Annotated in this window: 24 protein-coding genes; 11 read left to right on the top strand and 13 right to left on the bottom strand. The window is 60.2% G+C overall.

The window, feature by feature from the left end:
- Window positions 1-57: 57 nt before the first annotated feature.
- The 3 genes from BLP10_RS18390 to BLP10_RS23250 form a co-directional block, all read right to left on the bottom strand.
- Window positions 58-333 carry a hypothetical protein gene (locus BLP10_RS18390; protein ID WP_091137920.1) on the bottom strand — a complete coding sequence of 92 codons (276 nt, stop codon included), beginning with the start codon at window positions 331-333 and terminating at the stop codon, window positions 58-60.
- 29 nt (window positions 334-362) lie between these two features.
- Window positions 363-596 (bottom strand): hypothetical protein, encoded by a 234-nt coding sequence (locus BLP10_RS18385; protein WP_139165534.1) that lies wholly within the window; start codon window positions 594-596, stop codon window positions 363-365.
- 185 nt (window positions 597-781) lie between these two features.
- Window positions 782-1,387, bottom strand: coding sequence for a hypothetical protein (locus BLP10_RS23250; RefSeq protein WP_175493964.1), 606 nt, complete (start codon window positions 1,385-1,387; stop codon window positions 782-784).
- Between the two features lie 290 nt (window positions 1,388-1,677).
- Here BLP10_RS23250 and BLP10_RS18375 point away from each other — a divergent pair, with 290 nt between their 5' ends.
- Genes BLP10_RS18375 through BLP10_RS18365 form a run of 3 tightly spaced genes read left to right on the top strand, consistent with a single transcriptional unit; the run spans window position 1,678 to window position 4,798 of the window.
- On the top strand, window positions 1,678-1,974 hold the full coding sequence (locus BLP10_RS18375) for a hypothetical protein (protein WP_091137915.1): 297 nt from the start codon (window positions 1,678-1,680) through the stop codon (window positions 1,972-1,974).
- Window positions 1,974-3,803, top strand: a complete 1,830-nt coding sequence (locus tag BLP10_RS18370) for an AAA family ATPase (protein WP_244510667.1) — start codon at window positions 1,974-1,976, stop codon at window positions 3,801-3,803. Before BLP10_RS18375 ends, BLP10_RS18370 begins: the two co-directional genes overlap by 1 nt.
- Window positions 3,800-4,798 carry a metallophosphoesterase gene (locus BLP10_RS18365; protein ID WP_091137911.1) on the top strand — a complete coding sequence of 333 codons (999 nt, stop codon included), beginning with the start codon at window positions 3,800-3,802 and terminating at the stop codon, window positions 4,796-4,798. The genes BLP10_RS18370 and BLP10_RS18365 overlap by 4 nt, the downstream gene beginning before the upstream one ends.
- Here BLP10_RS18365 and BLP10_RS18360 read toward each other — a convergent pair.
- Window positions 4,795-5,445: a hypothetical protein gene (locus BLP10_RS18360; protein WP_091137908.1), complete on the bottom strand. Its 651-nt coding sequence runs from the start codon at window positions 5,443-5,445 to the stop codon at window positions 4,795-4,797. The genes BLP10_RS18365 and BLP10_RS18360 overlap by 4 nt on opposite strands.
- Before the next feature lie 360 nt (window positions 5,446-5,805).
- Between BLP10_RS18360 and BLP10_RS18355 the strand changes: the two genes are divergently transcribed.
- Window positions 5,806-6,474, top strand: coding sequence for a trna delta -isopentenylpyrophosphate transferase (locus tag BLP10_RS18355; protein WP_091137906.1), 669 nt, complete (start codon window positions 5,806-5,808; stop codon window positions 6,472-6,474).
- Window positions 6,475-6,676: 202 nt separating this feature from the next.
- Here BLP10_RS18355 and BLP10_RS18350 read toward each other — a convergent pair whose 3' ends face one another.
- Window positions 6,677-8,455 carry a glycosyltransferase gene (locus tag BLP10_RS18350; RefSeq protein WP_210183639.1) on the bottom strand — a complete coding sequence of 593 codons (1,779 nt, stop codon included), beginning with the start codon at window positions 8,453-8,455 and terminating at the stop codon, window positions 6,677-6,679.
- Between the two features lie 266 nt (window positions 8,456-8,721).
- Here BLP10_RS18350 and BLP10_RS18345 point away from each other — a divergent pair, with 266 nt between their 5' ends.
- Both BLP10_RS18345 and BLP10_RS18340 read left to right on the top strand, forming a co-directional pair.
- Window positions 8,722-9,519: a transporter substrate-binding domain-containing protein gene (locus BLP10_RS18345; protein ID WP_244510666.1), complete on the top strand. Its 798-nt coding sequence runs from the start codon at window positions 8,722-8,724 to the stop codon at window positions 9,517-9,519.
- 91 nt (window positions 9,520-9,610) lie between these two features.
- Window positions 9,611-11,332: a lysine--tRNA ligase gene (locus tag BLP10_RS18340; protein ID WP_091137902.1), complete on the top strand. Its 1,722-nt coding sequence runs from the start codon at window positions 9,611-9,613 to the stop codon at window positions 11,330-11,332.
- A 65-nt stretch (window positions 11,333-11,397) separates the two neighbouring features.
- Here BLP10_RS18340 and BLP10_RS18335 read toward each other — a convergent pair whose 3' ends face one another.
- Window positions 11,398-12,030, bottom strand: coding sequence for a S24 family peptidase (locus tag BLP10_RS18335; RefSeq protein ID WP_091137899.1), 633 nt, complete (start codon window positions 12,028-12,030; stop codon window positions 11,398-11,400).
- 155 nt (window positions 12,031-12,185) lie between these two features.
- Here BLP10_RS18335 and BLP10_RS18330 point away from each other — a divergent pair, with 155 nt between their 5' ends.
- Together BLP10_RS18330 and BLP10_RS18325 are read left to right on the top strand one after the other, a co-directional pair.
- Entirely contained in the window at window positions 12,186-12,530 is a 345-nt protein-coding gene (locus tag BLP10_RS18330; RefSeq protein WP_091137897.1) for a DUF952 domain-containing protein, read from the top strand.
- Window positions 12,527-13,612 (top strand): quinone-dependent dihydroorotate dehydrogenase, encoded by a 1,086-nt coding sequence (locus tag BLP10_RS18325; RefSeq protein WP_091137895.1) that lies wholly within the window; start codon window positions 12,527-12,529, stop codon window positions 13,610-13,612. The genes BLP10_RS18330 and BLP10_RS18325 overlap by 4 nt, the downstream gene beginning before the upstream one ends.
- Here the strand turns inward: BLP10_RS18325 and BLP10_RS18320 are convergent, their stop codons facing one another.
- Together BLP10_RS18320 and BLP10_RS18315 are read right to left on the bottom strand one after the other, a co-directional pair.
- Entirely contained in the window at window positions 13,613-14,947 is a 1,335-nt protein-coding gene (locus BLP10_RS18320; protein ID WP_091137892.1) for an MATE family efflux transporter, read from the bottom strand. It abuts the gene before it with no gap.
- Window positions 14,948-14,962: 15 nt separating this feature from the next.
- Window positions 14,963-15,223, bottom strand: a complete 261-nt coding sequence (locus BLP10_RS18315; RefSeq protein WP_091137890.1) for a DUF6460 domain-containing protein — start codon at window positions 15,221-15,223, stop codon at window positions 14,963-14,965.
- Window positions 15,224-15,318: 95 nt separating this feature from the next.
- Here BLP10_RS18315 and BLP10_RS18310 point away from each other — a divergent pair, with 95 nt between their 5' ends.
- A complete protein-coding gene (locus tag BLP10_RS18310; protein WP_091137888.1) occupies window positions 15,319-16,260 on the top strand; it encodes an alpha/beta hydrolase in 942 nt (313 codons plus the stop codon).
- Between the two features lie 71 nt (window positions 16,261-16,331).
- Here BLP10_RS18310 and BLP10_RS18305 read toward each other — a convergent pair whose 3' ends face one another.
- The 4 genes from BLP10_RS18305 to BLP10_RS18290 all read right to left on the bottom strand — a co-directional run bounded on the left by BLP10_RS18305 (window position 16,332) and on the right by BLP10_RS18290 (window position 20,355).
- Window positions 16,332-17,003 (bottom strand): response regulator, encoded by a 672-nt coding sequence (locus tag BLP10_RS18305; protein WP_091137885.1) that lies wholly within the window; start codon window positions 17,001-17,003, stop codon window positions 16,332-16,334.
- Between the two features lie 135 nt (window positions 17,004-17,138).
- Window positions 17,139-17,591, bottom strand: coding sequence for a secondary thiamine-phosphate synthase enzyme YjbQ (locus tag BLP10_RS18300; protein WP_091137882.1), 453 nt, complete (start codon window positions 17,589-17,591; stop codon window positions 17,139-17,141).
- Between the two features lie 2 nt (window positions 17,592-17,593).
- Entirely contained in the window at window positions 17,594-19,315 is a 1,722-nt protein-coding gene (locus tag BLP10_RS18295; protein ID WP_091137879.1) for a cisplatin damage response ATP-dependent DNA ligase, read from the bottom strand.
- A complete protein-coding gene (locus BLP10_RS18290) occupies window positions 19,312-20,355 on the bottom strand; it encodes a ligase-associated DNA damage response exonuclease (protein WP_091137877.1) in 1,044 nt (347 codons plus the stop codon). Before BLP10_RS18290 ends, BLP10_RS18295 begins: the two co-directional genes overlap by 4 nt.
- Window positions 20,356-20,492: 137 nt before the next feature.
- Here BLP10_RS18290 and BLP10_RS18285 point away from each other — a divergent pair, with 137 nt between their 5' ends.
- Both BLP10_RS18285 and BLP10_RS18280 read left to right on the top strand, forming a co-directional pair.
- Window positions 20,493-21,440 (top strand): zinc-dependent alcohol dehydrogenase family protein, encoded by a 948-nt coding sequence (locus BLP10_RS18285; protein WP_091137874.1) that lies wholly within the window; start codon window positions 20,493-20,495, stop codon window positions 21,438-21,440.
- A 70-nt stretch (window positions 21,441-21,510) separates the two neighbouring features.
- Window positions 21,511-22,440 carry a class I SAM-dependent DNA methyltransferase gene (locus BLP10_RS18280; RefSeq protein ID WP_091137872.1) on the top strand — a complete coding sequence of 310 codons (930 nt, stop codon included), beginning with the start codon at window positions 21,511-21,513 and terminating at the stop codon, window positions 22,438-22,440.
- A gap of 66 nt (window positions 22,441-22,506) precedes the next feature.
- Here the strand turns inward: BLP10_RS18280 and BLP10_RS18275 are convergent, their stop codons facing one another.
- Window positions 22,507-23,325 (bottom strand): SDR family oxidoreductase, encoded by an 819-nt coding sequence (locus tag BLP10_RS18275; protein ID WP_091137869.1) that lies wholly within the window; start codon window positions 23,323-23,325, stop codon window positions 22,507-22,509.
- Between the last annotated feature and the right edge of the window lie 43 nt (window positions 23,326-23,368).

The following is a 23,368-nucleotide window of genomic DNA, read 5'->3' as shown; positions in this document are numbered from 1 at the left end:
TAGCGTCTCATACAAAAAGAGCGGCGATAGAACCGCCGCTCGACAAAGGGATCGCTGTTATTCGGCAGCCTGAAGATAGACCACCTTCGATTGTTCGTTACGAATCTCTCGGAGGGTGCGGGCCATATAGGTCAACTGCTCGATGGCCTTGTCGAGATCGGCCTTCGTGCCCTCGCTGAGATCGTAAGACTGACGCCCGCGATAGAGCCGGTTGACCTGGCTTTCCATATCGACGGTCGCTTCGCGGATGCGGTGAACGAGATTGTCGGCGATGACATTTGCGTTGGCATCGACAACGCAGAAGCCGACGTCACTTGCACGAACCTTGGACATTGGGCTGAACCTCTTCTTGTTATTTCTTCTCAAGCAGCGGCCATGTCGCGAAGCTCGGCATAAAGCCCGAGACGCCGCGCCAGGGAGTGTTTCGTCACCGGCCCGATCCAAGGCAGCGTGCTTAAAAAGCGCAGCTTGTCTGGGCTTGAGGTGTAGTCCCGAAAAAGTTGCTCACGCTCACGCCAGACCTGATCGATGGCGGCGGCCTTGGCAGGATGGCGGAACCCAGCCCGGGAGGACGATCCGAACTCGAGCGCACGCATGCAGCGCTCAAATGTGCGTCGGCCCACGCTTGAGGTCACGCTTGCGTGGCAGATCGTCGAAATGACGCTTTGCGCAAACTCCTCAGCGGTTTCAGGCACAGAAACATCCATGTCGGAAGCATCGCGAAACGCGGTGCTCCAACCATCGAAGAATCTTTCATCGTGCCTTAAACTTGGCATTCCTGTCACCGTATGTTCCAAGCCGCCTGCAGCAGCCTGACGAGCTTCGTTCCGGTCCTGCGAATTCGATATGGAGCCTGCCATGCAGGTGCCGGGGCTTTCTCCATGGTGTAGCGTGCGGAGCGGATGCGTGTACTTGTCGAAAAGGGGCGCGCGCCTGTTTGAGTGCGCATGCGCCAACTATCGTCCGACTTGCGAAAACCGTCGTCTACCAAGGGCTTTTCAGCAAAAGCCGTCTGCAGGGAGATGGGTGTTTGAGCATCGTTGCGCAAGGCCGACGACATGTTTGGAGTAGGAATTTTCAGGTCGGTTTTGAGATGCGGCCAAGCCGAAACTTCCCGCCGCGCGACCTTGAAAGTTTGCGCAAGCTCCGGGCCTGCCGAGGCGCCATAGATAGAAGCTGCGCAGGAGAACGCTTCGGCGAAAGGCGTCATCGCGCACCAGCTTTTTTCAGCCATATGCAGCGGCCAAGTCCACAAGCCATCCTCGCGGCGCTGGCCCAAGCTCTCGCGCTCTATGAAATAGCCGGTCGTCTTGTGCTCAAGCCCTTCTTCCGTCACGAGCCATTCCTCGTTCTCGAAAATCGGGCAAACATCCATCATGGCGGTCATACCATCATCCTTCGGGCAGGAGGCTCACAGGGCTTCCGATACTTCACGCCGACGCAGACAGACTTGATGCGTGAACAAAACAAGAACATAATGCCGGACGGTAAGGTGTCAAGCAAAGTTCGTTGTCTGGGACTGTAATCTCGGAGTAACTGGCACTATGTGGAGGCCTGGACGCCAGGATTGAAGTGATCCTCCTTAATCCAGAGCGAAATAAGGCAAAGAAGTTGCGACGAAATACCGCCGTCCTAAACTGAAGCTAGACCATTCATGTGCAGCGGAGCCATTCTCTCATGACAAGCCTGTCACGCCTAGATTCGGATACCCTCCGGCGTCTCGAAGACCTGCGTAAAACTTTCGACAAGCTTCGGGCGGAGCGTATCCGCGCAGAAGGTGAGATGGAGCGTCTGGCGCGCGATCTCGACGAGGCAAAGGCGCTCGCCAAGGCTGAGCTTGGCACTGACGATGAGGGAGAGATCCAGAACCTTATCGAGGCGGCCATCGCGCAGAATGCCAAGCTCGTCGAGGAATTTGGAGCTGCCCTGCGCGAGGTGGAATCGCGCTTGCAGAGGCTCGGAGAGGATCGTTGATGGGTCGCTCTGTCGATCATGATATTGCCCACGCTGAAGCGGCGCTGGCACGGCTTGAGGGCCGTCGTGACGCGATTGCCTCACGCCTTGCAGAGCTGACGCGCGAGATCGAGCTCGCGAAGGGGCAGCTTGCCGTCAAGGATGAAGTGGAAGCTTTCATTGAGGCGGTGCATGGCAGCGCCAGTCGTCGCAATCTCGCGGCGTTCGAGACCTTGCTGACGGCTCTCGTCCAGGAGGTGCTGCCGGGCGAGAAGCCGGTGGCGCTGGAACTGTCCACCGAACGCGGCCTGGCTTCGCTCGATATCTGCGTACGCCGTGCGGACGACACCCTCGAAGACGTTCTGGAGGACAATGGCGGCGCGCTGACCAATGTGATTGGCATGGCGCTGCGGCTCATTGCGGTGGTGAAGGCGGATGTTGCGCGCTTCCTCGCCCTCGACGAGGCCGATTGCTGGATCGCCCCGGATCGCGTGTCATCCTTCTATAAGGTTCTGGAGGATGGCGCAGCGCGCCTCGGCGTACAGTGCTTCGCGGTCTCCCATCACGATCTGTCTCAGTTCTCGGATAAATTTCATATCGCGCGCATCGTGGGCGAGCCTGTCGGAGGTGTCGATGTTCTTTCCGCCGATTGCAGCGCAGCCTGGGACGACGTGCAGCCTGGCCTGCGCTTTGTCCGCCTCGTCAATGTGCAAGCCTACAAGGATGCAACGCTTCACTTGAGCCCTGGAGTGAATGCGCTGATCGGGCCTAACAATCGCGGCAAATCCACATTCATTCGCGCCTTGCGCGCCGTATTCTATGGCGAGGCACGAGACAGCCTTGTGCGGGCCGGCGCGAAATCCGCAATCGTTGAGATCGGCGTCGCGGGCAGGCGCGTTTTGCGCTTCACGCGCCAGCCGCGCCGTTCGCCGGTCAATATCTGGTCTCTCCACGAGGCGGATGGCTCCATCGTGGAGGAAAAGGGCATGCGCTACGAGACCGGCGGGCGCAACGTGCCGGATTGGGTGAGCGACCTGTTTCGCATCACCAAGGTCGAAGATCTCGACGTGCATATCGCGCATCAGAAGTTTCCGGTATTCCTCTTGGGCGAAACGGCCTCGCGCCGTTCGGCCGTGCTCTCCATCGGGCAAGAGGCGAGCTATATTCGCGACATGCTTGTGATCCATCGCGAGCGGTGCACCCGTGACAACGCAACGGTTCGTAATGGTGAGCGTGAGCTGAGTTCGCTCCAGGAGACGCTTTCGCGTTTTGAAGAGATTGGAGCTTTGAAAGGGCGTCTTGGCATGCTGCGTGAGCAGGCACACCAGATGAATGCAGCATCCAAACGCTTGCAGAGTCTACAGGAGCATGCAGCCCGCCTGGCAGGCCTTGCCCGGCAGCTGAAACGGGCCTCGGCTCGCGTCGAAGCAACCCGTACGTTGCCGCAACCGGAGCGCGTCGCCGATCTGACGCGCAGGGTCGAGCACGCCCGCGAGCGCGAACGTATTGGTCGGCAGGTTCTCCAATTGAGACGGGACCTGTCACTGAGCAGGATGCGCGTAGAAGCGCTTGGAAACCTGCCTGATGCTGCTCCAAGCCTTGAAATCACGGCTCCGGCACAAAACATGTTGAAGCGTCTTGCCGATCTTCGCAGTGCTGCTCTCATTGCCAAGAGTCGCATGGCACAGATCGACGATGGCATGAAATCCGCGCAGGCGGAGATGGCGCGCTTCATGGAGGAGACCGGCGGGCTTTGTCCGACCTGCGGGACGCCGGTAAGCGCGGAGAACCTCTTGGACCACCACGCCCATTCCACCCCTTCCTCGCCGACGGAGCGGCTGACTGCATGATCTTGTCCGGAGAACGCCTCCAGCCCGTTGCCTGCAACGGCCTTCTCATCATCGGCGATCCGCATGTGGGCTCGCGACGTCCGGGGCGGCGCAAGGATGCGGTGTGGCCTCAGGCCGTGCTCACGAAGCTCGAGCGTTGCGTTGCCATCGCCAACGAGCGAGGCCTTGCGCCCGTTATCCTGGGCGATCTCTTCGACCGGCCGGTGGAGCCCGACGAGGCGCTGAAGAACCAGCTTATCCGTACTCTCAAGGGCTTCCATCATCGGCCCGTCGTGAATGTGGGCAACCACGACATCCAGCACACGATGCTGACCGACAGCGATACGCTGGCTCTGCTGGGGTTATGCGATGTGGTGGATGTCGTGTCGACATCCGCTCCGGTGGCGGAGTTCCATATCGGCACGAGGCGGCTAGGTGTCGGCATGACGCCTTACGGACAATCGATCCCGACAGATGCGCGGGGCACGTTTACAGGCGTCGATCTGCACACATGGTTCACGCATCACGATATCGCTTTCGATGGCGGCTATCCGGGTGCTATGCCCCCCTTCGCAGTGGAGGGGTGCGACGTTCTGATCAACGGGCACATTCACAAAACACAGAAGGCCGTGCTGGCGGGACGCACCCGCTGGCTCAACCCCGGCAATATCAGTCGCCAGTCAGTGGATCTGGCCGATCATGTTCCACGTGCCTGGATCCTCGATGCAAGCGGTGAGCTTGAAGCGCAGGAACTGCCCTTCGAGCGCAATGTGTTCGATCTGACAGGCCGTATCGTGGAAGCCGCCGATGGCGGCGTGGTGGCGCGGGAAGTCGAAAGCGCCTTCGTGACGCTGCTTCAGGCGGAATCGTCCACTGAGCTGAAGCGCAGCGGTGACGGTTCCATTGTGCGTGACGAGATCGAAGCGAAGTTCGTTGAAGACAACACGTCGGATGCCGTACGCGCTATCGTGCGGTCGCTCCTGGGCGAAGCCGTAGAACGTCACGCGAGTTCTTAAAATGTGAAGGGGTCCGTGTAGGGCAATCGACGCCGACGCACCTGCGTTTCGGGTAAGATAGGGCAGCTGATATCGACAGCGATCAATCCCTCGCAGGCAAGCGCCAGAACGGCGGCAACACCATCCTGTGTATTCAAGACGCCGCCGGCGCAATCCACGAGGCGCATGGTGCCGACCTCGTCGAGCTGATGGAGAACACGCACCCGATCGCCCGCCGTTACAGGCGTTCGCCTGCAGGCGGTGATCAGGCGCACGGTCGTGAAGCGAGGCTCGGCACGGATGCTCGCTGCGGTCTCGATGGAAAAGTGCCGGCCATCCTCCGAGACAATACCATGGATTGCTGCCGTCCGCAGAGGATGGGTGAGCAGATCCTCGTCTGTCAGAACATCGACGAGGAGGGATTGCCCGTCGCGGACAATCTCGAAATCGGCGATATGCTCGATAGTGCGGTCTCCGATAGTGAACTCGGCTGAGTCAGCCGGCGCGCGCAGCGATTCGATCTCGGGATCGAGCTCGCAGATCGCCAGAAAGTCCGCAATCAATGTGTTGCGCGTCAGAGGTGTCGCGGGCCTCTTCTGAGAACGACGGCCTCCCTGGCGCCGCTCCGAACGGCGTTCGGACAGGTCAAGTATCGCTGGCGCGGACATCTGGCCTCCAGGGTGATGGTGGATGAGCAAGGGCGCGGGTAAGCACTTTGAGATAAGTCAAACCTAGCGCTTCTTATTAGAACAAATATGGAACATTTGGCTTGAAGTCAAATCCGAAAGGGGAAATCCTTGGTAGTCAGAAGCCTGTCACATGCTCCCGCTGTTACAAGGATTGAGGCGAAATGACGCGGAAGATAAGGTATTGATATATAAAGTTTTTAAATCGGTCTGCTTGGTCCCGGGATTGGACTGGAGGAGCTGAATCTGGTATAGAACAAATAACGAACGCGCCTGCCTTGGGAAGAGGGCTCAGAAGAGCGCAAAGACCGGTTTTGCGGGCATGTGAGAGATAGGATCGAGATGAATACGACAGACAAAAAGATTGCCGAAGTGCTTGCAAAATTCGATGAGCCGATGGCCGGAAACGTCTGGCGCGTCCAGGGCACGGCGGTAATTTATCACAAGACGCTGGAGCGCATTGCCGCCCAAGCCAAGATCAGCTTCGACGAACCCAAGATCATCCAGGCCGAGCGCGATGAGGCTGTCATACAGGTGGCCGGGCGTATGGGCGAACGGGTGGAATGGTCCATCGGCGAAGCGCTTGTCGGCGTGAACTACCGCGTTTCCGGCAAGCAGGCGGCTTATGTCTACGCCATGGCGGAGAAGCGTGCGAAAGACCGCGTCATCCTCAAGCTCATCGAACTTCACGGCTTCGTTTATTCCGAAGAAGAGGCCGACGAGTTCAAGCAGAGCCGTCCCGGCTACGCGGAGCAGCACGTGGAAGCCGAGCGCAGCGAGACCGAAAAGACCAAGGTCGAAGTTACGGCTGACGGCAATGTAGAGGATGATCTGAAGCAGAAGATCAAGAAGGCGAAAACCATCAACGCCGTAACCGATCTCATGCTCCATGCCGATACGCAAAAGGTTCTCGCTGCGTTGCCTGAGGGCATCCGTGACGAGATACGCGACTTCGCCAAGGCCCGCCTCGTGGAGCTCGGCTGGCCCACCAAGAAGGCGGCGGCAGCCTAAAATCTCTCCCTCCAGCGAGGCGGTTCCGGCCGCCTCGTTTTTTATGCCGACTTGGCTTATGATGCGCTGCCTGCCCAGACCTAAGCGGAGCCACGATGAGCATCGGTACAGAACAATCCATCGGCGAGAGACGTACCGGGTTGATCCTCGTCGGCGCCGCCGTTCTATGCCTCGTAGGCGCCGGGGGGCTGCTCTGGTGGCATCAGGGCGGTGCTATCTTTAATGATTTGGTTTTGACCACATTGGCATGGTGCTTCTGAAGCATTCCTAAGCGGGATGTGCGCGCCAAGCCGTGGCTGGTCTTGTTCCAGCGATGAGCGTCATTGACAAGCTCCCACAAGCCGCGCCAGGCGGCGAGGCTCACGAGTCCATAATAAAGAGGAAGCAAAGCTGTCCAGGGCAGGAGCTTCCATAGCCGTCGGCGATGCAGACCGATCCAGGCTGGAATAAAGAGTGACCCCACACCAAAAGCAAACAGGCTCAGGCTCTGCGCATACCAGAGCGCATACAAGGGCTTGTCCGGCCATGATGCTCCAGTAAACCACAGGATGATGACGAGGCCTGTGCAGAACGGATAGATGAGGGCGCTCAACACCGTACCAGCCATCAGGGCCGCGGCCGCATAGAATCGCCAGAAGCCCAACTGCGCCAAAGTGGAGGTCGGTTTGTGGGCATGAGCGATGCTGGTCTGCATGAAACCTTTCATCCATCGCGTCCGCTGACCCATCCATGCCTTGAACGTACTGGGGGCCTCCTCAAAGGTTGACGAGGCAAGATCCGCCACATCGTATCCGAAGCGTGCGAGACGAATACCGAGATCCGCATCCTCAGTGACGTTCCAGGCATCCCAGCCATGAATCTTCTTGAGGATTGCGGTGCGGAAATGATTGGACGTTCCGCCGAGGGGAACGGGACTGCCGATTGTAGCAAGCCCCGGATTGAACACGTCGAACAGCGCCGCGTACTCAATGGTGAAAAGGCGTGTGATCCACGAGTCGTTTGTGTTGTCGATGGTGAGACGCGCCTGCAGGCAGGCCACATTCCGGTGCGCTTGCATGAAGGCGGCGTGCGCTAGGCGCAGCTGCGACGGTTCCGGCATGTCCTCGGCATCGTAAACCACTGTGTACCGCCCACGTGCAAGCGGCAGGGCGACGTTCAGAGCGCGCGGCTTCGTGCGGGGTTCGCCTGTTGGAGCAATGATAATCTCCATGTTGCCTGGCAGGTGCAGAGACCTGAGCGCTGCCATGGTCTCTTCATCGTCCAGTTCCAGCACGAGCTTGATGTCGAGTTTGACGGCGGGGTAGTCGAGCCGCTTGAGGGCGGCGATCAGTCGTGAGGCGATGCGGCGTTCATGATAGAGCGGCACGATGATCGTATAGGTCGGTAAGGCTGCGTCGGGGATGCGGGGAGGGGGCTCGACAGGCTGCACAGGATTGCTCAGGACGGAGGAGGCCAGTCGCAGCACGATGATGCCCAGAAACAGCAGGCCTATGAACACCGAGATCACGGTGATCCCTATGTGCGGAGCTGCGACGGTGCAGATGGACGAGCCCAGCGCGAGGATAATGGATCCCAAAATCTGGGTAATGCTGGCGCCATCGCAACTGGACAAAGCGGGAATCGCTTGATGCAGGTCGTAAGCAGCCCGATGTGCGATCATGCGGCCTTCAATGCGAAAGACCGCGTTTCTCAAAGAGGAAGGCGTGGTGATGGCAAGGGGAGTTGTGTAAGGCGGCCCTTGGAGGAGGCGGGCGAGTGTCCCGCCTCTGGGAGCCACGACAAAGCCGCCATGTCGGCCTGCAAGGGGCGCAAGACCGGCCAGAATGCTCTCAGGATGGCAGGCCGTACGCGACAGCTGAGGGTTAGAGACAAAGGGAAGGTTCAGCTCGGCGGCAAGGGCCCGGTAGAAGTCAGCTTCTTTAATCCACCCCTGTTTGAGCAGAACAGCATCCCCCGAGACGCCAGTCAGTTCAGCAATCATCGACGCATCGTGTAGCATCCTGGGCGGGTAGCCGTGACGGGCAAGAAAGCCGATCTCAACCGGAAGCACGGTTGACTGTGAGGCTTGCTCCGCTAGACCCTGCCTCATGCGCGATCGCCGTTCTTGAGGCATGGGCGTGGTTGATGCAGAGCAGCAAGCAAGAGAGTATCGTCTTCAAGATGGGTTACATCATATCATTGGTTGCCTGCTTTGCGCGCAAGATCAAGATTTCCCAAAGGGCATGGGGAGTTTTCGCCTTATTAGCGATGAGCGGGGCCGTTCAGGCCCAAACGGTTATGGTCCCCAATTTTTGGGACCCAAAGGCGCAGCTTGAGCGCCCCGAAATTCCGGCTACCCGCTCAATCCGCTTCCTCGTCGACGACGATTTTCCGCCTCTGCATTTCCCGGGTCTTGATGGCACACCCACTGGGCTGTCGGTCGAACTCGCGCGGGCGGCCTGCGAAAGGCTGGGCCTGACCTGCACTGTACAGGTCCGCCGGTTCGATACCCTTCTCGACGCCTTGGCTGAAAAGCAGGGCGATGTGATTGCTGCCGCCATTCCGGTGAACGCGGATCTGCGCCGGCGCTTTGCCGTGACAGCCCCTTATTTCAAGATCCCGGCACGGCTCGCCACAAAGCTCGACCAGACGAACAAGGACATTCCGGCTTTTTCGCCCAAAGCTCTCCAGAGTAAGACCATCGGTGTCGTCGAAGGGTCCGCCCATGAAGCTTTTGCCAAAGCCTTCATGCAGTCCTCGACCCTCAAGCCGTATCCGGATCTGGCGGCCGCCGAGGCGGAGCTCAAGGCTGGTGGGGTCGACTATGTCTTCGCCGATGGGCTCAGCCTTGCGCTGTGGATCGGCGGAGAGGATGCGAATGGGTGCTGCGCCTTTGCGGGCGGCCCCTATCTTGAGAGCCGGTTTTTCGGAGAGGGGATCGGCTTCGTGCTGCGCCGTGAGGACGAGGCCCTGCGCCGCGCCCTGGATTATGCGCTGCAACAGCTCTGGAAAGAGGGCAAATACGCCGAGCTTTATCTGCGCTTCTTCCCTGTCAGCCCCTTCTGAAGGACCAAACGCGTCAAGCCGCATTGACCCTTCCGGGTCTCATCCCTAGTGTGCCGCGCTTCAGGAAGCATTTTCCCTCAAAGCAAGGCCCATGTCCCGACCCATTTCCCTCGATCCCGCTCTTGTTGAAGCCGCTCAGACCGCGAATGCCTGGCCTTTCGAAGAGGCCCGCAAGCTCGTGGAGCGCCTCAAACGGACCGGCAAGAAGGAAGCATTGTTCGAGACCGGCTATGGCCCCTCGGGTCTGCCGCATATCGGCACCTTCGGCGAGGTAGCCCGCACCAGCATGGTGCGCCATGCCTTCCGCGTGCTGACGGGCGATGCCATTCCAACCCGCCTCGTTGCCTTCTCGGACGACATGGACGGCCTCCGCAAGGTGCCGGACAACATCCCGAACAAGGAAGTGGTGGCTTCAGCCCTTGGAAAGCCTCTGACCCAGGTGCCGGACCCGTTCGGCACCCATGAGAGCTTCGCACACCACAACAATGCCCGGCTGCGCGAGTTCCTCGACGCGTTCGGCTTCGATTACGAGTTCAAGTCCGCGACGGAATGCTACAAGGCGGGCCTCTTCGACAAGACGTTGCTGACGGTGTTGGAGCGCTACGATGCGGTGATGGCGATCATGCTGCCCTCGCTTCGCGAGGAGCGTCAGCAATCCTATTCACCCTTCCTTCCGATCCATCCGAAGACAGGCATCGTGATGCAGGTGGCCATCGACGAGCGCAAGCTCGATGCCGGCACCATTGTCTGGCGCGATCCGGATACCGGCGAGCGCTTCGAGACGCCGGTGACGGGCGGCCATGCCAAGCTGCAATGGAAACCTGACTGGGCCATGCGCTGGGTGGCGCTCGGCGTCGATTATGAAATGGCGGGCAAGGACCTCATCGACAGCGTGAAGCTCTCGGGCGAGATCGCCAAGGCTCTGGGCGGCCTGCCGCCGGAGGGTTTCAACTACGAGCTCTTCCTCGACGAAAAGGGTCAGAAGATTTCGAAGTCGAAGGGCAATGGGCTCACTATCGACGAGTGGCTGACCTATGGCACTCCGGACAGCCTCGCGCTCTTCATGTTCAACAAGCCACGCGAGGCGAAGAAGCTCTACTTCGATGTGATTCCGCGTCAGGTGGACGATTACCTGACCTTCCTGGAGAAGTATTCGGCGCAGGATGCGAAGGCGCGCCTGATGAACCCGGTCTGGCATCTCCATGCAGGCGAGCCTCCGGCGCCGGAGCTGGTTTCGTCCGCGGGCTCAAGCCAGCCCGGTACCACGATCTCCTTCTCCATGCTGCTCAACCTCGTGGCCGTGGCGAACTCGGAAGATCCGGCGGTTCTCTGGGGCTTCATCCGCCGCTATGCGCCGGGCGTTTCGCCCGAAACGCATCCGCGTCTCGACAGCCTCGTGAAGCATGCCGTGCGCTACTTCGAGGATTTCGTGAAGCCGCAGAAGACCTATCGTCTGGCAGACGAAGTGGAGGCTGCTTCCCTGCAACGCCTGAGCGATGTCCTGGCGTCGTTCGAGTCAGGTGATCGCCCTGCGACCGCCGAGGCGATTCAAGATGAGATCTACAATGTCGGCCGCGCCGAGCCACGGTACCAGGACTTCAAGGCCAAGGGCGCTACGCCCGAGCGTCCGGGTGTATCCATCGAGTGGTTCAACACGATCTATCAGGTGCTGCTCGGTGAGCCGCGCGGTCCGCGCTTCGGCTCCTTCACCGCGCTCTATGGTGTCAAGGAAACGCGTGCCCTCATCGCGAAAGCTCTCGCCGGAGATCTGGTGCGCGAGCATGAGGCGTTTCTGAAGTCGCGAGCTGCCTAAAAGAAAAGATCCCAGAAGTGAGGCTCACTTCTGGGATCCCCTTTGCTGCATCTGTCAAATGGTCTTCACTGCCGTGCCCACATGATGCGAGCGATCCAGGCCACCTCTTCTGCAGGGACCACACGGTCTTCGCTGTCCTTCGTGAGGGAGGACAGCTCCAGGGTTTTGGCAGAGCGGCGCTTGAGCTCCTGTGCGAAGATCTCGCCTGCCGTGGTGCATACGACCACGCGATCGCCCTTGCGCGGGCTTGCAGTCGGCGAAACGATGAGAACGTCGCCGTCACGATAGAGAGGCGCCATGGCATCGCCAGTCACCTCGAGCGCAAACACCTTCTCCTGCCCGAAATCAGGAAACTCGATCTCGTCCCAGCCTGGGCCGCCGACAGGCAATCCTTCATCCGTGAGGATCTTGCCGGCACCGGCTTGCGTCATGCCGATCATCGGGATCATGGAGCGCCGCAGCGAGCCCGAGGGCTCGACGAGGCGGAGAAAATCCTCCAACGTCGCGCCTGTGGCACGCAGGATTTTGGAGATGGATTCCGTCGAGGGCCAACGCTCCCGACCTTCAGGGCTGATGCGCTTCGATTTATTAAAACTGGTAGCATCGAGGCCGGCTTTGCGCGCCAGCCCGGATGCGGTCATACCGTGGCGGGCAGCGAGTGCATCGATGGCAGCCCAAACGCGCTCGTGGGATAACATTGTATGAACCTTCGGGCAGAAGCGAAATATAATTGAAAGCGAACTTATGCCTAGGAATTAAGGTTGTTCTATGGCTCGCGCAACAGGCAAGAAGTTGTTGAGACAAAATGTCTAATCAGGGTTGCTCCGGAAGCAGCGTTGTGCAGGGATAATTCATGCGCATCATCTACAAAATATGCCCACAAAGCCTTTGGAAAGAGGCCGAAAAGACCAATTTCTTTACGGGAGCGCCCATCGATATACAGGATGGATACCTCCATTTTTCCACAGCAGAACAAGTGAAGGAAACTGCGAGTAAGCACTTTGCAGGGCAAAGCGATCTTCTGCTGATTGCCATCGATGCTGACAAACTCGGCCCAGCCTTGCGCTACGAATCTTCTCGCGGAGGCGATCTCTTTCCGCATCTCTACGCGCCGCTTGCCTTGTCCGCGGTCCTGTGGGTAAAGCCGCTGCCACTCGGCTCTGACGGCCTCCACGTTTTTCCGGATCTCGACTCATGATTGGCGCGCTCTTCTCCCTCGCAAAGCCCGCATTGCACGCGCTCGATGCGGAAACGGCGCATCAGTTGACGATCCGCAGCCTGTCACTGATGCCGATCAAGCCTCCCCCGGAGGATGACACCAGGTTATCCGTCAACATCTTCGGCCGGCACTTTCCCAATCCCGTTGGGCTTGCTGCAGGCTTCGACAAGCAATGCGAGGTGCCCGACCAGCTCCTGTCTCTCGGTTTCGGTTTTGTGGAGCTTGGTGGCGTGGTGCCCAAGCCGCAGACCGGCAATCCGCGGCCACGCGTATTCCGGCTCGCACAGGATGAGGCCGTTATCAATCGCTTCGGGCTCAACAGCGATGGATTGGAAGTCGCGCGTCAGCGCCTCTCCGGTCGTCTCGGGCGCCCTGGGGTGGTAGGCGTGAATATCGGCGCGAACAAGGATTCCGCGGATCGCATCGCTGATTACGTCTCCTGCGTTCAGGCACTCTGCGGGCTCGTGGATTTTCTCACTATCAACGTGTCCTCGCCCAATACGCCGGGGCTTCGCGATCTGCAGGGTGAGGCATTCCTCGACGATCTCCTCGCTCGATCCATCGAGGTGCGCAATAAGACCGATGAAGGGCGCAAGAAAACCACCATCCTGCTGAAGATCGCGCCAGACATCTCACTGGAAACGCTCGATGGCATCGTGGCAACGGCGCTCAAGCGCGGCATCGACGGGCTTACTGTTTCCAACACGACCGTCGCACGCCCCGAGTCTTTGAGAGAGAAGGCGCTTGCGGCCGAGACCGGTGGCCTTTCGGGCAAGCCTCTCTTCGTACCCTCAACCAGGATTCTCGCAGAAACCTATCTTCGGCTAGAGAACAGGATTCCCCTCATCGGTGTGGGAGGCGTGGATTCGGCTGAGGCTGCCTGGGCCAAGATCCGCGCAGGTGCGAGCCTTGTGCAACTCTATTCGGCAATGGTCTACAAAGGCCCAGGCCTGATCGGCGATATCAAGCGTGGGCTTCTGCGGAAGATCGAGCAGGAGAAAACCTCGCTTGCGCAGGCGATAGGGCGAGATGCCGCTGCGATTGCGCGAGGGCAGTTCTGATCAAAGCTTGGCGAAGGTCTTCTTCGCCAGCCTTGGATAGAGCAGCACCTGACCGATGCCACGGGCGCTCAGGAAGATGAGCAGTGCAATCCAGAGGGTCGTGTTGCCGAAGCTGCTGGCTGTCAGCAGAATGGCTCCATAGATGGCAAAGGCGATGACCATCAGATTGCGCATGGACTTTGTCCATGTAGCACCGGTGTAGATGCCGTCGAAGGCAAAGGCCATCGCACCGACGAAGGGCGTCAGAGCTGCAAAGACCAGATACTCGCGAGCATAGGCGCGCACTTCGGGATTTGTTGATACGAAGTCGATGAACATCCCGCCGCCAATGAGAAAGATCATGGATACGGCGAGGCCAAATCCTAAGCTCCAGCCGAGGCTCAGATGAATGGCGCGGCGAAAGCCGCGCTCGTCTCGGGCACCAAGGCTTTGACCGCAAAGAGTCTCCGCAGCGGTGGCGAAGCCGTCGAGGAAATAGCCGCCGATCAGGAACATGTTGTAGAGCACCGCATTCGCCGCGAGCGTCACGTCGCCGGAGCGAGCCCCGAGCGCGCTGAAGATCCAGAATGCAAGGATTAGCGCGACGTTGCGGATCATGATGTCCCGGTTCATGGCCAGCGTCTGCACGATCGCGGTGCGGTCCAGGACCTCGGCCCAGGTGACGGCGAGCGGGTTCGATCCGAGACGTCGCAGCACGAAGATGCCAAGTGCTGCGCCGAAAATCTCCGCGATGGCTGTTCCGATAGCCGCCCCTGCGATGCCTAGCTCGAAGATTAGCACCAGACCAGCGGTCAGAATGATGTTGGCGATGTTGATCGCCACCTGCAGCAGCAGGCCCAGATCCGTGCGGCCGCGCCCCAGGGTCGATCCGAGAATGACATAATTCGCCAGCGTGAACGGAGCAGCCCAAATGCGGATGAAGAAATAGGTGGAAAGAGCTTCGGTCACGGCCTCGCTTGCGCCAGCCGCACGAAACGAGAGGGTTCCGATCGGCCATTGCAGCAGGATCAACAGAAGGCCCGTGATACCGGCCACCAGGAAGGCGCGGGCGAGTGTGAGATCCACCTCATGCCTGTTGCCGGCGCCTGTCGCCTGCGCGGTCAGTCCGGCGGTCGCCATGCGCAGGGAGCCGAAGCTCCAGAACACGAAGTCAAAGATGACGGCACCCAGCGCCACGGCACCGAGCAGATGCGCCTCGCCAAGTCGCCCGATGACCGTCGCATCGACGAGGCCCAGGAGAGGCGTCGTCACATGCGACAGGGTCATCGGCAGGGCAAGGGCCAGCATCCGCCGGTGAGAAACCTCCGGGCGATAGGAGCTGAGTGTGCCGTCCATGGATGCGTTACCCGATCAGCGTTGGCCGAAAACTCGGGACAGGAGCCAGAGCGGCACCACGATCACAGCGCCATAGACGATCCAGAGGCCCACCTCCTTCACGGTGTCCAGGCTGAGGTCCAGAACGGAGCTGATCCAGTTGAACAGGCCCTCGATCAGCCCCAGGGGCGTGATGTCGAGGAAGGCCATGAAGGCGCCGACGAGGAGCGACAGGAAGATGAGCTTGGCAAGCACCGAGCCGGGGGAGCCGCCAAGAAACCGGGAGAGGCTGGACATATCGTCAATCTCGTCAGAAAGCGTAACTGGACGTGTGTAGCTGCGTGTGCTTCATCGCAAGGGCTGATGATGAACGCAACCCACTTGAGCCTCCGATGATCGATCCCGCTCTCTTCGCCTCTTCCGCAATCAGTGAAGAGATACGCGCCCAGAACGCGGATATCGTGGCCAAGCTCGCAGCCCTTCCCGATCCCATGTCGGTGCCGCCGTCTCTTGTCCGCGAGCGCCGCCGCCAGGGTCTCGGCCCGTTCCCCTTGATGCCTCTGAGCCCGAAGGCAGAGATCATCGAGATCGACGGGCCTGCGTGGCCGATTCCATTACGAATCATCGCGCCCGAGAAGCCTCGCGGGGTCTATTTCCACATCCATGGCGGCGGCTGGACCTGGGGCACCTCGGACGAGCAAGACCCATGGCTCGATCGCCTGGCGGATCGCTGCGGCCTTGCCGTAGTATCCGTGGAATATCGGCTCGCCCCCGAAAACCCCTATCCGGCGGCCCCGGACGATTGCGAGGCAGCGGCTTTGTGGCTTCTCCGGGAGACAGAGAGCCGCTTCGGCACCTCCCGCCTGTTCATTGGTGGCGAATCGGCAGGCGCGCATCTCTCGGCCGTGACTATCCTGCGCCTGCGCGACAAACATGGACTGCAGCCCTTCCGGGGCGCAAACCTGTTCGCCGGCTGCTATGACCTGAACCTCACACCGAGCGTCCGGCAATGGGGGCCTGAGCGGCTCATCCTCAACACCAACGATGTGCGGGTCTTCGCCGATAACTTCGTCGGCCACATGGACGACCGGACCAATCCGGACATCTCGCCCCTTTATGCTGATCTCAAGGGGCTGCCACCGGCTCTGTTCTCGGTGGGCACACAAGACATTCTCCTCGACGATACCCTCTTCATGGCTTCCCGCTATGTTGCTGCTGGCAACAACACCGATCTAGCCGTCTGGCCGGGCGGCTGCCATGTCTTCATCCGCTTCGACAGCGCCATGAGCGAGCGCGCGCTCTCGCGGATCGATGCCTTCGTCGAGGCTCTCTGAAGTTTCCTTAAAAGAAAAACCCTCGCCCTGAGCATCAGGGCGAGGGTTTTGAATGAGGGGCGAGGGTTATCTCAGTCCGCGCCGGCCGGAGAGGGGCGCTGGGTCACGCCGATCTTGGAGGCCGCAATGACGGCCTGGGTGCGGCTGTCGACGCCGAGCTTATCGAGAATGGCGGAAACGTGGGCTTTTACGGTGGCCTCCGACACGCCGAGCTCATAGGCGATCTGCTTGTTGAGCAGGCCCTCCGAGAGCATGGTCAGCACGCGGACCTGCTGAGGGGTAAGGGTGCCCAGACGCCGGACGAGATCAGCAGTTTCCACATCTTCGGCGGCGGAGAGGTCCACATCCGGCGGGGTCCAGGTGTCGCCCGCCAGCACCGCCTGGATGGCACCGCCGATACTGTCAATATTGATCGATTTCGGGATGAAGCCCGAAGCGCCGAAATCCATGGCCCGGCGGATCACATTGGGCTCTTCGGTCGCGGAGACGATCACGACCGGCAGCTCCGGATATTGGGCCCTGAGGGACATAAGACCTGAAAAGCCCTGCACGCCCGGCATTGTCAGGTCGAGGAGGATCAGGTCGACGTCCCGTTCCTGAGTGAGCGACGCATTGAGATCGTCCATGCCACTCGCCTCGATGACTCGGGCCTGGGGCATGATGGAAGCCACCGACTGCCGCAAGGCGCCGCGAAACAGCGGATGGTCATCGGCGATGATGATCGTGGTGTTTTGACCCTGCACTACTGCCTTCTCCCACGAGAGCTTTTGTGAGCCTTAGCCGCTTCTCCCATGAAATAGCAAGGCGGCAATCAAAGACTACATCTATTCTAGGGTATAGTTGGCCGGATGGTATATGGTAACGCAGATCGGTGTGGATTATGCCCCGATCAGATGAAGGATGAGGTCCCGGCTGTGCGGCTGGTCGCGATGCTCCGCCAAGTACAGCCCCTGCCAAGTACCAAGGGCCATCTGCCCCTCCAGTACGGGAATGCTCAAGGAAACACCCGAAAGGACGGTGCGGATATGGGCTGGCATGTCGTCCGGACCTTCCACGGAGTGGATATAGGCCACATCTCGCGGGGCCAATCGGTCGAAGGCCGCCATCAGGTCGAGGCGAACGTCCGGATCAGCATTTTCCTGGATGAGCAGGGAGGCGGAGGTATGACGGCAAAAGACCGTCAGCAGGCCATGAAGGATGCCGGTGCCGAACACCCAGCGGGATACGGCATCCGTAATTTCCACCAGCCCCTGGCCCTGAGTATCGACCAGAAGCCTTCCGTTGACCTGTTGGGTCACGCTGCCCTCGGAGAGAGTTTCCACATTCAGCATCGTCAGGCCTCCTGGCTTTTGAGAGGGTGAATTTCCTTTTCGCCCCGCTCCAGGATCTTTTCCAGTGTCTCGATGCGGTCCGCCTCGGCCGCGGGCTTGTCCCAGCGGATGCGGTTGATGCGGGGAAAGCGCATCGCAACCCCCGATTTGTGGCGCGTGGAACGTTGCAGGCCCTCGAAAGCGACCTCCAGCACGAGGCCGCGATCCTTGCCATACTCCACTTCCCGCACCGGGCCGAAGCGATTGACGGTGTGATTGCGGACATAACGATCGAGCTTCACCAACTCCTCGTCGGTGAACCCGTGATAGGCCTTGCCGACCGGCACAAGCTCCTCGCCATTCTCGCCATCGCGCCAGACGCCGAAGGTGTAGTCGGAATAGAAGGACGAGCGCTTTCCGTGTCCGCGCTGGCCGTACATCATCACCGCATCGACGAGATAAGGATCACGCTTCCACTTGTACCAATAGCCTTTGGGGCGGCCCGGCAGATAGGGACTGTTCGCCCGCTTCAACATGCAGCCTTCAATCGCATCCGCATCCGGACCTGCGCCGACGGATGCCGGGTTAGCGCGGGCGGCTGCCAGATCCTCCCAGGTTCCGAACGGAACCATGGGCGAGAGATCGATGCGTGGATCGTCGATGCGTGCAACGAGTGCCTCGAGACGCTTGCGCCTCTCGCTAAACGGAAGATCGCGGAGGTCTTCATCGCCTTCGGTGAGAATGTCGTAGACGCGCAGATGGGCGGGAAACTCCGCGATGAGTTTCGGCGTCACGGCTTTTCGGTTGAGGCGCTGCTGCAGAATGTTGAAGCTCTGCACCAACTCCTCGCGCACGATGAGCAGCTCGCCGTCGATGGACCCTTGGAAATTTAGAGCTTCGACGAGATCGGGGAATGCGCGGGAGACATCCTCACCTGTGCGGGAATAAATCCGCCGCACGGAGCGCCCATGACTATCATGGCCTGCGACAGCCTGCAGACGGATGCCATCCCATTTCCATTCCGCGAGGAAATCCGATGCATCGAGCTTCTCGAAATCCTCATCCTCGAGGGGATGCGAGAGCATGGGAGGACGAAATGGCGCAGGATTGCTGGATTCAGGCTTGGGGCCGCGGCCTTCGACCCACGCAAAGAGTTCTTCATAAGGCGCATCCAGCCCATGCCAGATGAGTTCGACTTCATCCGCCTCGAAGCCGCCGAGCTGCGCTACAGCCGTTTTAGCCAATCGCGCGGAAACACCCACACGCAGCTCACGTGTAATCAGCTTCAGCAAAGCCCAACGCCCGGTCTCGTCGAGCGCGTCGAGCCAACCTGCCACCTTCGCGGGCAGATCGCTCTTGCTCGTGGTGGCAAGCGTCTCGACCACCTCCGTCAGGGTCGGCACATGAGGCGGCGGGTTGTTGTGTCCGATGCTGGGCGTGTCGTCTGAAACCGGTGCAACGCTCTCATGTCCGGGTGCAGGCCAGATCAATGCCACCGTTTCCGCGAGATCGCCCACATAATGGTAGGACATCCGGAACAACTCCGGATCCGTGCGCTCCTCTACGAGTCCGCGGATCAGGCCGGGCTTCGCCTCCTTGAACATGAGCGCATTCGTCATCGCGGCCAGCGCATAGCCGCGCTCGGGATCAGGCGTATGCTGGAAGTAATCCATGAGGAGTCGCAGTTTCGCGTTGCGGCGCGGCTCGTATGAGAGGCGGTCCAGGAGTGCTGCGAAACGGTTCATGCCTCGCCTCCAGCCTGCGGTGCTTCCTCTACCTCACCTTCATCACCGTATCCCAGCATGTGCAGCGGCCGCGCCTTGATGCCGTGCGTGGTGCACCAATGAACGAGAGCGTCTTCCTGACCGTGTGTCACCCAGACTTCGCCCGCGCCGGTATCACCAATCGTGCGGCAAAGATCATCCCAATCTGAATGGTCGGAAATCACGAGCGGCAATTCCACGCCCTTTTGCCGTGCTCTCGCCCGCACACGCATCCAGCCGGAGGCAAAGCATGTGACAGGATCGGGAAAGCGGCGAGACCAGAGATCCTGAATGGAGGGGGGCGGGCAGATGACGATTGCCCCTCCCAGTTTCGAGCGTTCGGAGGCGACAACCTTCGGCGTCTCGCCCAATGGGATGCCTTCGGATTTGTAGAATTCCGTCAGTCGTTCCATGGCGCCATGCAGGTAGATCGGCTTGTCGTATCCCTCTTCCCGCAGAAGGGCCATGACGCGTTGAGCCTTGCCAAGGGCATAAGCGCCAACGATGTGGGTTCTCTCGGGAAATAGTGCGGCGGAATCGAGGAGCTTGCGCACCTCGTCGCGCGTATCGGGATGACGAAAGACAGGAAGACCGAAGGTGGCTTCCGTGATGAAGACATCGCAGGGCACCACTTCATAAGGGAGGCAGGTGGGGTCCTCGGCACGCTTGTAATCGCCCGAAACCACGACCCGGGTTCCCCCTGCTTCGATGGTAATTTGCGCCGATCCCAGAACATGACCCGCCGGCGTGAAGCACACTGTCACATCGCCGAGCGTCATGCTCTCGCCGAGAGAGGCCTCCTGGGTACTTTCCGCAAAGTCTTCGCCGTAACGGACGGCCATGATGCGCAGAGTCTCCCGAGTGGCGAGTACCGCCCTATGCCCGGAGCGGGCATGATCGGAATGGCCATGGGTAATGAGCGCCCGTTTGACGGGTCGGACCGGATCGATGTGGAAGTCGCCCAAGGGGCAATAGAGCCCTTGCGGGGTCTGGGTGAGAATATCGGTGGAGCGCAACGCCATGGATGGGGATATAGGGTGTGCTTCGGCGATGTCAGCGTAGGGGGAAGCTCCGAAAGTCCGGCGGCTTAAGCCGAGCTTCTCTTGATGGAAGCCCTTCATGCGCCCACATGGCAGGCTGTATTCAAGGGAATGACAGCATGCGCGCGATGGTAATCACACGGTTTGGCGGCCCCGATGTCTTTGAGCTTCAGGAGCGGGAGCGTCCCAAGCCGGGGCCCGGCGAGGTGCTCGTGCGGGTTGTCGCTTCTGGAACCAATCCTGTCGACGCCAAGATCCGGCAAGCAGGAACCTGGGCACAGATCCCTTTTCCGGCCGTGCTGGGCTATGACGTTTCAGGTGTCATCGAGGAGGTCGGTCCAGGTGTGACCGGTTTCAACGCTGGCGACGAGGTGTTCTACACACCGGAGATCTTCGGCAATCCACTTGGCAGCTATGCGGAATACACCATTGCCTCTGCCGACATCGTGGCGCTCAAGCCTGCAAACCTGAGCCATGTGGAGGCGGCAGGCATCCCGCTTGCGGGCGGCACGGCCTGGGAGGCTATCGTGCGGCGCCTGAATGTCAGGCCTGGCGAGACAGTGCTCATTCATGGCGGCGCCGGTGGCGTCGGTTCCTTTGCCATCCAGTTTGCCAAGGCCGCTGGCGCCCGCGTGATTGCAACGGCCAGCAAAGCCAACCATGAAGCCCTGCGCGAACTGGGGGTCGACGCTTTCATCGATTATCGCGATGCCGACGCGGCCGATCAGATCCTGAAGGAGACAGGCGGTCATGGGGTCGATGCTTCCTTCGACACGGCAGGCGGCAACGTTCCTATGAGCACTCTTGTCACTCGGCCCTTCGGACGGATCGCCACCATCCTCCCGCCCGATGGCGACCTGAGCGCGCTCTATACCAAGAACCAGACCCTGTTCGGTACCTTCCTGACCCGTGAGGGCAAGCGGCTGCGCGAGATAACGCCGCTCTTCGAACGAGGTCAGGCCAAGGTCGTCGTCGATACTGTGCTTCCGCTCGAAGAGGTGGGCAAGGCCCATGAACGGCTCGACACTGGCCATGGGCGCGGCAAGATCATCCTCCAGGTCGGGTGATGGGTTTGGAAAAGAGGACTCCTGAAGCGTAGGCGTTGACAGCTTCTGGTCTCTGCCTCATGGCAAAGCCATGCTGTTGACTTTTTCCTTCCGATCCTCCGGCGATGTCCTCGCCGACCGCCGCTATGAATATGCCAGCGCTGCCTTCGAGGAGAACGATTTCGAGACTGCCGCCGATCTCGCGCGACAGGTGCTGGAACTCGCGCCCCGCTTCGCCCCGGCCCACGCTCTTCTGGGGCGCTCGGCGGCTGAACTCGGCATGCGGAACGAGGCCGTGGGAGCGCTGCGCCGGGCTTTGGAACTCGAACCTGAAGACGCGCTAGGCGTACGCCTCGATCTCGCCCGTCTGGGCGCGTTGCCGACCGAGAAAGCCATGACTGGCACTTATGTGCGCGCGCTGTTCGACGGGTACGCGCCCAAGTTCGATAAGCACCTCACCAAGAGCTTGGCGTATCGCGGGCCCGAACTCATTGCCGATGCCCTACGCCGCGCCTGCGTGAAGCAGGCGCGAGATTACAGGTTTGGCCTTACTCTCGATCTCGGCTGCGGCACGGGACTCATGGGGCTGGCGCTTGAAGGCCTGTGCACACCCCTTGTTGGCGTCGATCTCTCCCCACGCATGCTGGACAAGGCTGCGAAGACGCAGCTCTACGACCATCTTCATGAAGGAGAACTCGCTTCCTTCCTCACAGCACGCGGAGAGGCGGAGGCCGATCTCGTCCTCGCCGCCGATGTGTTCGTTTACATGGCGGCACTGGATGAAGTCTTTCGCGAGGTGAAGCGCGTGTTGAAGCGCCAGGGGCTCTTCGCCTTCACGGTGCAGGCACATGAAGGTGAAGGCTTCGTTCTCGGAAACGATGCGCGCTATGCGCACAGCGAGAGTTATCTGCGAAAACTCACGGAAGAAAACGGTTTTACAGCGGTCATCTTCGAGAGAGTATCGGCGCGGGAAGATCGGGGTGTGCCGGTCGCCGGATTTCTCATGGTGGTGCAGGGCTGATCCTGCACCACCATGAGGGCAGGATCAGCCCTGTACCTCAGGATGAAGCGGGGTTTGCTGGAACTCTCACTCGGCAGGCATGGATGGGTGCGGCGCGCTTTCGTAGCATCCGACAACCGACTGATCGAAGTCGATGATAGAGCCGGTCATCATGCCGGACTCGGAGCTGGTCAGGAATGCAACCGCGCGGGCAACTTCCGCTGGATCGAGCAGGCGGCCGAAGGGTTGCTCCTTCTCAGCCTTTTCAAGCCATCCATCCTGCGCACCATGGTAGAGCCGCACGATCTTGTCCTCGCCCGGAGTGTTCATCCAGCCGATGTTCAGACCGTTTACGCGAATGCGCCAAGGCATCAGGCTGAAGGCTGCATTCTTGGTAAGTGTCGCGAGCGCGCCTTTCGACCCGCAATAGGCTGAGATAAAAGGCTGCCCGCCATGAGCCGACATGGAGAGGATGTTGACCATCGCGCCTTCGATCTTTTCGCGGCGCATGATCTTGGCTGCATCCTGCATGAGGAAGAACGGCGCACGGACGTTCACCGCAAACATGCGGTCGAAAAGTTCCGGGCTCGTATCGAAGATCGTGCCGCGATCCGTGATGCCGGCGGCGTTCACGAGCACATCCACACGTCCGAACGTGCTGTCTGCCCTGGCGGCGACCTGGCGTGTGTCGTCCATGCTGACGAGATCGGCTCGGACGAACTCCGTACGGCATCCCTGGGCTGTGATGTCCCGCGCAACGGCCTCGCCTTTCTCCGCGTTTCGGCCGCAGATGACGAGACCGGCAGCGCCCCGTTTCGCAAGCGTGCGGGCAATGGTTTCCCCGAGGCCCTGGGTTCCACCGGTCACGACGGCAATGGCGTTCCTGAACTGGGTCGACTGGGGCATGGCGCTTCCTTTTATGATTGTTCAGATGGCGCAAGCTGAAGGC

Source organism: Microvirga guangxiensis, assembly GCF_900102135.1.
Classification (GTDB): domain Bacteria; phylum Pseudomonadota; class Alphaproteobacteria; order Rhizobiales; family Beijerinckiaceae; genus Microvirga; species Microvirga guangxiensis.
This window is presented reverse-complemented; position numbering and strand designations above follow the sequence as displayed.